Consider the following 7,912-nt stretch of genomic DNA (forward strand, 5'->3'; position numbering starts at 1 on the left):
TCCATGATAGCAGCGCGGTGCGGCGAGTACATGCCCGGCAAGGCGGCCGCTACGCCGAGAGCACGTGCTGCCAGGTGAATTCGCCGACGGCGCCCTGCTCGCGGCCTTCGGCCAGTTGCTGCGAAATGGTGGCGGCGATGCGTTCCAGTTCGGCCGCGGCGTTGGTCGGGGCCAGCATCCAGGCATGGCACTGCCACTGGGCCTGGTCGATGCCGAACTGAATCTGGCCGATCTCCTCTTCGCCCTTTTGCCAGACTTCGACGAGTGCGTTGGGTTGCATGAAAAAGGTCCTTTCGATGGGGCGCAGGCAATTCTACCGCGCCGGGCCGCCAACGCTAGCCGGTTCGGAACTTTTATATGCTTGGCGCTGCGGGCCGGAGAAGCTAGACTCAAAGCGCCAGCGTCGCATTCGACGGAAAGCCCGCTGAGTGTACACGTTCATCCCTGTCCGGAACGGCCGCGCGAAGTCTTTTGCCGCCGGCCGGCCGGTTCCCGCAGCCGGAGAAACAACGTTCGATGGCGCCCTCGGATCCACCGCGATGGAGCGGTCCCGCGCCGGTTCCGGCGGGCGGACCCGCATCCAATGGCCAAGGCGCTCCGGCCCCGTTGCGACCCCTACCCTTGGCAAAACCGGGCACGCCCCAACCGCCGGCATCGCACGCGCCCGCCCCTCCACCGGTTTCGCCGCAACCCGTCCCTCAAGGCGTGGCGCCGCAGCCGGCAGCTCGCCCGGCGGCCGCGCCGCAGCCGGCCGTGGCCCCCCGGCCCGTCATTGCGCCGCAAGCGGTCCCGGTGGCGCGTCCCATGCCGCTCTCCGCGAATTTGCCGCGACCGATTCCGCTGCCTGCGGCCGGCACCACCGATCCGACGAAGATTCGTCTCCGCCACGAGGAGAGGGAAGAGGACGAGCAATTCAAAGTTGTGGCCCGCAATGCTCCGCCGTGGCTCATCAGTTGCCTCGTACATCTGACGCTCGTGGTGGTGCTCGGCTTGTGGTACATCTCGGGGCAACGCAAGTTTTCGGGCGTCGTGCTGGACGTCTATGCCGAGGACGCGGGCGAACAGCTTCTCGACGTGACGTCGTTGGACAGCATCGGCCAGGCTCAGCCCGACGAGGCGCTGCTGACGCCGGACAATTTGGAAAAGGTCGAAGATCCGTTTGCGCCCGACCCTTCGCTGCCGACCCTGGCCCTGGAGACTTCCGAGCCGAGCGCGATTCCGCTCGACAAGCCGCACATTTCGCTGGCGCTGGCGGGCCGCGAACCGGGGACCAAGGCCACCTTGCTGGGTAAATACGGCGGCAACCCCGATACCGAGGCGGCGGTGGGGCGGGCGCTGGCCTGGTTGAAGCTGCAACAACGCAAAGACGGCTCGTGGAGCCTCAAGGGGCCTTATCGTTCGGGCGCGGTCGGCGGGCGCGACGTGCCTGAATCGGCCACGGCCATGGCGCTGTTGGCCTTTCAAGGCGCCGGACATACGCACCTCAAGGGCGAATACAAAAAGCAGGTGGCCGACGGTCGGAAGTGGCTCTTGTATCACCAGGGGAGCGACGGCAATTTCTTTCAGGAGGGCGGCGCCAGCAATCACTGGTTCTATGCGCACGGCCAATGCACGATCGCGCTCTGCGAGCTGTATGGCATGACCAAAGACCCCGAGTTGAAGCGGCCCGCCGAGCTGGCGATCAAGTATTGCATCGACACGCAGGAGCCTGAGCTGGGCGGGTGGCGTTATATGCCGCGCAGCGACAGCGACACCTCTGTGACGGGCTGGATTGTGATGGCCCTGCAAAGCGCCCGCATGGCCGGCCTCGACGTGCCGAGCCCCGTGTTGGAAAAGATCGGCGGGTATCTCGACAAGGTGACGCCCGACGGCAGCCGCTACGGCTACCAGGTCGACATGGACCCGACGCTGACGATGACCGCCGAAGCGCTGCTCTGCCGGCAGTACCTGGGATGGCGGCGCGACGACCCGCGGCTGATTCATGGCGTGGAGCTGCTCTCGCAAAATCTTCCCCGCTATGAAGACCGAGACGTCTACTATTGGTATTACGGCACGCAGGTGATGCACCACATGGAGGGCAAGTATTGGACGGCCTGGAACGGCGCGCTGCGCGACATGCTGGTCAGCCACCAGGAACAGACCGGCCTGGAAAAAGGGAGCTGGGATCCGCTGGGCGAGCATCCCGACCGCTGGCCGAACCTGGGCCAGGGCGGCCGCCTGTACACGACCTGCCTCTCGGTCTACATGCTGGAAGTCTATTACCGCCATTTGCCGATCTACGGCGTGAAGCGGTAAGCACCAGGCGTGGTCCCACCCTACCTGGCGCACGCTCCGCACTTACTGGGCAATCTTGGCAAAGAACTCGTCGGAGGCCAGCAACTGGGCCCAGACCTGCTGGTCGGTGGTGTCCCGCTGCAGCTCGATGGAGAACATCGCCAGACCGCCCGGATCGACCGGACGGTCCAGGAAGTCGAGGTCGTCGATGAACGGCACGATGCCCGTCGAGCGGTCGTTGAGGTCGACCGGCGATTGATAATAGCCGCTCACTTCCAGCTCGTGGTACTCCAGGCTGTTGAAAATGATCTCGGCCACCTGCTCGCGCGTGATGCCATTGGCCAGCAGCGTTTCGAAGTAGCTGACTGCCGAAGGTTCGGGGTTGCGGCCCAGACCCAAGCGGAACAGGCGCGTGATAAAGCCGGCGTCGGTGCTTCCGGCAAGGTAGAAGAACTCCGGCGTGCCGACGACGTTGGCCTCTGTGTCTTCCAACGTCTCGCGTTGGCTGACGATGGTGATCCAGAACGCCATGCCCGACGGATCGGGAGCGCGGCCCAGGAATTTCTCGAAGATGCCCGTCACCAGGTCGGCGCCCAATTCGCCCGGCATGGCCGCGGCCACGATCTCCTGGGCCACCTGTTGCCGCGACACGCCTTGGTCCAGCATCGGCGTCCAATAGGCCAGCGCCGACGGATCGACCGCGCGGTGCAGCAGATCGCGATAAATCTCTTGGACAAATCGCTGATTCAACGTTCCCACGGTGCCATCGGGCAGCAGCTCCTCCAAGATCGCCGCGGCCGTGGTGATCGTGGCCGAGGTAGATCCATCGCTGATGCGGACCGTGACGGCGAACGTTCCCTCGTCGAGATAGTTGTGCGTGCCCGTGACGGTGTAGGTGGTGCCCGATTCCGAGACCGTGCCGGTGGAGCTGGTGCCGTCGCCCCAGTCGATCGTGACGTTGAAGTTTCCGACCGTTTCGCCGCCGTTGGCGTGCAAGAAAGTAGCCACGGGCACGTTGACCAAAGGCGTGCGTTCGAAGCCGCTGATGGGGACGGCGGTGCCCGAAATCGCGGCCGGAGCAACGTCGGCCGCGCTTGTGGCCGTGGCCGAGCTGCCACCGACATCGGCCACCGTCACGGTGACCGTAAACGTGCCTTCCTGTGCGTAGGTGTGCGAGCCATTGACCATGAAGCCGCCGCTCGTCGCGGCCACGGCGCCTGCGCTCGAAGTGCCGTCGCCCCAGTCGACGGTCGCGGCGTAATCGCTCAGCGTGCCGTTCGGATCGGCGTCGGTGAAGGTGGCGACGGTGCCCGTGAAGGCGGTCAGCTCGGTGGGCGTCAGGGTGACACCGGCGGCCGTCAGCGGAGCGTCGGCGACGTGCGCGGCGCCCTGGACGGTGGCGGTGCTGCCGCCCGCGTCGCGAATGATGACGCGCGGCGAATCGACGCCTTCCTCCAGGTAGGTGTGCGTGGCCTTGACTTGGAAGCCGCCGCCGTTGGCCGCGATGCTTCCGGCGGAGGTTGTGCCGTCGCCCCAGTCGATGGTCGCCGTGTAGTCGCCGGCAACCCCGGCCGGATCGGCATCGGTAAAGCTGGCCACCGCGACGGTGAACGAGGCGCCTTCCGTGGCCGTGATGGTGGCGGCCGTCGCCGTGAGCGGTGCATCCGTGACCAGCGCGATGCTATTGGCGGTGGCCTTGCTGCCGCCTCGATCGAGCATGGCGACCGTAATGTTGTACGTCCCTTCCTCGGCATACGTGTGCGTGCCGCCGACGTCGAAGCCGCCGCTGACGTTGGCCGCGACGGTGCCAGTGGTCGTCGTGCCGTCTCCCCAGACGATTTGGGTGGCATAGTCGCTGACCGCGCCGCCGGGATCGGCATCGGTGAACGTCGCCACGACGCCCGTGAAGGCAATGCCCTCGGTGGGAGTCACCGCTACGCCGGCGGCCGCGAGCGGCGCGTCGCTGATGATCGCCGTGCTGTTGGCCGTGGCGGTGCTGCCGCCGACGTCGGAGATGGTCACGGTGACGGCGTTGGTTCCTTCTTCCGCAAAAGTGTGCGTGCCGGTAACCTGAAAGACACCGCCGCCATTGGCCGCCACCGAGCCGACGCTGCGCGTGCCGTCGTTCCAATCGATCGTGACTTTGTAGTCGGCGACGGTGGCGCCGGGATCGGCGTCGGTGAAGGTGGCCACCACGGCGGTAAACGAGGCGCCTTCGGTGGGCGTGAGCGTTGTCGCGGCGGCGCTGAGGGGCGCGTCGGCAACGTTGATGGTCGCGGTCGCGGTGCCGGTCGCCGTGCCGGGCGCGTCGTCGGCCAAGACGATCGTCGCGGTCGGACTCCCTTCCTCGGCATAAACATGGCTGCCACTGACGGTGATGTTGCCGTCGCCCGCGGTCGAGACGGAACCGGTGCCGGTGCTTCCGTCGCCCCAATCGATCGAGGCCGTGAAATCGCCGGGCACGTTGCCGGCATACGTCGCATCGGTGAACGTGGCCAAGGCGCCGGTGAACGTGGCGCCTTCGGTGCTGCTGGCCGTGATGTTGGGTCCGGGCGCCAGGGTGTCGTTGTCGGCGACGCTGGCGGTGCCGGTGGCCGTGGCCGCGGCGGTGCCCGGTGCGCCGTCGGTCAAGATGACGGTGAGCGAGTAGCCACCTTCATCGGCATAGAGGTGATCGCCGCTGACCACCAGACTGGCCGAGCCTCCTGGACCGGCGACACCGGCGATGGTGCCCGTTGTTGTCGTGCCGTCGCCCCAGTCGATGGTGGCGGTGAAGTCGGTCGGTGGGTTGTCGGTGTAGGTCGTGTCGGAGAAGGAGGCCACGCTGCCGGTGAACGTCTTGCCTTCGGTCGCGCTGAGGGTGGCCGCGCCGGGAACCAGCGTGTCGCCCTCCGCCACGACGGCGGTCGCTGTGGCCGTCGCGGTCGCCGTGCCGGGCGCGTCGTCGATCAGCGTCACCGTTATGGGGAAGGATCCCTCGTCGGCATAGATATGGCTGCTGCTGACGGTGAAGTTGCCGTCGCCCGCGGTCGAGACGGAACCGGTGCCGATGCTTCCGTCGCCCCAGTCGATCGTCGCGGTCATGTCGGCCGCGTCATTGTTCGGGTAGCCGGAGTCGGCAAACACCGCCACGGTGCCGCTCGCGGCCGTCCCTTCCGTGCCGGTGAACGTGACCGGCGTGGCCGAGGGTGTGAAGGCATCGGCCTCGGCGACGATAGCCGTGCTGGTGATCGCAACGTCGGTCAATGTGCTCGGCGGGTCATCGCTGAACGAGGCCAGCACGGTGTAGGTGCCTTCGTCGGCGTAGGTGTGTCCGCCGCTGATCGTAAACGGGCCGCCCGTCGGGCCCGTAACTGTGCCGGCGGTCGCGGTGCCGTCGCCCCAATCGACCGAAGCAGTGAAGTCGCCGGCGATTTGCAGCGGATTGCCGGTATCGGTGAAACTGGCGACGGCACCGTTGAACGAACCGCCTTCGGTGGGCGTAATCGTCGCCGCAATGAGACTGCCGGAATCGCCCTCGGCGACCACTTCGACGAGGGTGGTGGTGGCGGTGGCCGCCGGAACCGCGCTGGTTTCGGTCGTCGTCACCGTAATGGTGAAGCTGCCCTCGTCCACGTAGGTGTGGTGGCCGGTGACCGTGAAGGGCGATTCCGACCCGCTCACCGTACCGGCACTCGCCGTACCGTCGCCCCAGTTGATCGTGCTGGAATAGGCGCCGGCTGAATCGGTGGTGCCACTATCGTTAACGAAAGCCACAATGGCCGTCGCCGAACTGCCTTCGGTCGCCGCGAAGGCCGCGGCGGGGGTCAGCGAAAGGTCGGCCTCGGCGATGTTTGCCGTGGCCGTGGTCGTGGCGTTGGCGGTGCCGGGCGCGTCCTCGGCGATACTAGCGGTGATGGTGTAGGCGCCGTCTTCGGCGTAGGTGTGGTTGCCGCTCACCGTGAAGTTGCCGTCGCCCGCGGTCGAAACAGAACCCGCGCCGATGCTTCCGTCGCCCCAGTCGATGGTCGCGGTCATGTCGGCCGCGTCATTGGTCGGGTAGCCAGCGTCGGCAAACACCGCCACGCTGCCGCTCGCGGCCGTCCCTTCCGTGCCGGTGAACGTGACGGGCGTGGCCGAGGGGGCGAACGCATCCGCCTCGGCGACCGTGAGCGTGCCGGTTTGCGCATCGCTGGCGGTGCCGGGGGCGTTGTCGGTCAGCGTGGCCACGACCGTGTAAACGCCTTCATCGGCGTAGGAATGGGCTGACACGGAGAGCGTGAAATGCCCCGCGCCGTCGCTGGTGACCGTGGCATTGCCGGCACCTGTGGTGTAGGTGGTGCCGTCGCCCCAGTCGAACGTGCCCGTGAAGTCGGCCGGATTGTTTCCGGGATAGCCCAGGTCGCCGAACACCGCCGCGGTTCCGCCGACGAGCTCGTTTTCACGGATGGTGCCTGTGGTGACTGAGGAGGGCGTCAAGGTGTCTCGCTCGGCGACGCTCACCGAATTGCTGACCGGCGTGGCGGTGAAATTCGCGCTGGGCTCCTGGATCGTGACGGTGTAGTTGCCGCTCAACTCGTCGGCGTAGGTGTGGTCGCCGGTGACAATAAAACTGCCCGGAAAGTCGGCCAGGGTGGAAATACTGCCCGGCGTCGTCACGCCGTCGCCCCAGTCGATCGACGCGGTGAACTGGCCGGGGTCCGAGGTCTCGAAATCCTGGAACGTGGCCAATTGGACGCCTGTGAGGACCTGACCTTCGGCAGCGCTGATCGAGCCACCGGCGGTGACGGCAAAGGGGGCCTCGCCGGTGGTCGCTTCGGCGACCTGGGCGGTGCTTTGGACCGTGGCCGTCGTCAAATCGGCGGCGTCCGCGATGGTGATCGTGAGCGTATACGGGCCGTCCTCGGCGTAACTGTGGGATCCGTTGACGTCGAACACGCCGCCACCAGCGGCGCTGACCGTGCCGGTAGTCGGGCCGTTTCCGTCGCCCCAATCAATGGTGGCGGTGAACGGGCCGGCATCCGAAGCCGTGAACTCAGCCACCGTGGTCGTGAAGTCGAATACTTCGGTGGGCGCGATCGTCTCGCCGGTGGGATTTACCGAGAGCAGCGTCCGCGGTTCCAACGATTCGAGCCGTGGCTGGTGCTTGCGGCGGCGTCTTTGATTTCGGTTCGTGTGCGACAAGCTCAGGCGCTTGTGCCAATTGGGCAGAAACATAGTGGCGGTCTCTCGGTTGTCTCGGCAGCGTCGAGTATCTGGAGTTCGGCGCGGGCTGGGGCGTCTAGTAAAACTGAGAAGAGTTTGCGATGTTCCAGCATAATTAGCCCCACCGCACAAGCAAGTGTCGCCACGGCGAGGGCACGCGGGCGGCGTGGTTGCGTTTGGCCGATAACTTGATCAACTGCAACCACTATTACGGCGGCAAGCCGAGCAGATCCCCAAACACGAACAAGCGGCCGAGGCGGCGCCGCTGGCGGCACGCTACGAAAAGTGCCGCCGCAGCCGGCGGAAGGGGCCGCAGCAACTCGGCAGTATCTTGCTGGGCGTGCTGGCCCGTTGTGGAATCACTGGATTAGAATCGGAACTGGAGGCTCGAGGCCCTGACGCGGTCGAGTCCGACGCGAGCGCCCGATAACGCCGTTGTCCCCATGGCCAGTGC

At 66.4% G+C, this 7,912-nt stretch carries 3 protein-coding genes; 1 reads left to right on the forward strand and 2 read right to left on the reverse strand.

Features of this window, described 5'->3' with window-relative positions; genetic code table 11:
* Positions 1 to 49: 49 nt before the first annotated feature.
* Positions 50 to 280 (reverse strand): hypothetical protein, encoded by a 231-nt coding sequence (locus VNH11_01850; GenBank protein ID HVA45104.1) that lies wholly within the window; start codon positions 278 to 280, stop codon positions 50 to 52.
* Between the two features lie 524 nt (positions 281 to 804).
* Here VNH11_01850 and VNH11_01855 point away from each other — a divergent pair.
* A complete protein-coding gene (locus VNH11_01855) occupies positions 805 to 2,295 on the forward strand; it encodes a prenyltransferase/squalene oxidase repeat-containing protein (protein HVA45105.1) in 1,491 nt (496 codons plus the stop codon).
* Positions 2,296 to 2,337: 42 nt separating this feature from the next.
* Here the strand turns inward: VNH11_01855 and VNH11_01860 are convergent, their stop codons facing one another.
* The gene (locus tag VNH11_01860) at positions 2,338 to 7,470 is read right to left on the reverse strand and encodes a DUF4214 domain-containing protein (protein ID HVA45106.1); all 5,133 of its coding nucleotides are present in this window, start codon (positions 7,468 to 7,470) and stop codon (positions 2,338 to 2,340) included.
* Positions 7,471 to 7,912: the final 442 nt, after the last annotated feature.

Source organism: Pirellulales bacterium (assembly GCA_035533075.1).
In the GTDB taxonomy this organism is placed as follows: domain Bacteria; phylum Planctomycetota; class Planctomycetia; order Pirellulales; family JAICIG01; genus DASSFG01.

Excerpts from the sequence above, each read along its gene's own strand:
- VNH11_01850 (HVA45104.1), bottom strand. The coding sequence starts at position 280 with ATGCAACCCAACGCACTCGTCGAAGTCTGGCAAAAGGGCGAAGAGGAG.
- VNH11_01855 (HVA45105.1), top strand. The coding sequence starts at position 805 with ATGCCGCTCTCCGCGAATTTGCCGCGACCGATTCCGCTGCCTGCGGCC.
- VNH11_01860 (HVA45106.1), bottom strand. The coding sequence starts at position 7,470 with ATGTTTCTGCCCAATTGGCACAAGCGCCTGAGCTTGTCGCACACGAAC.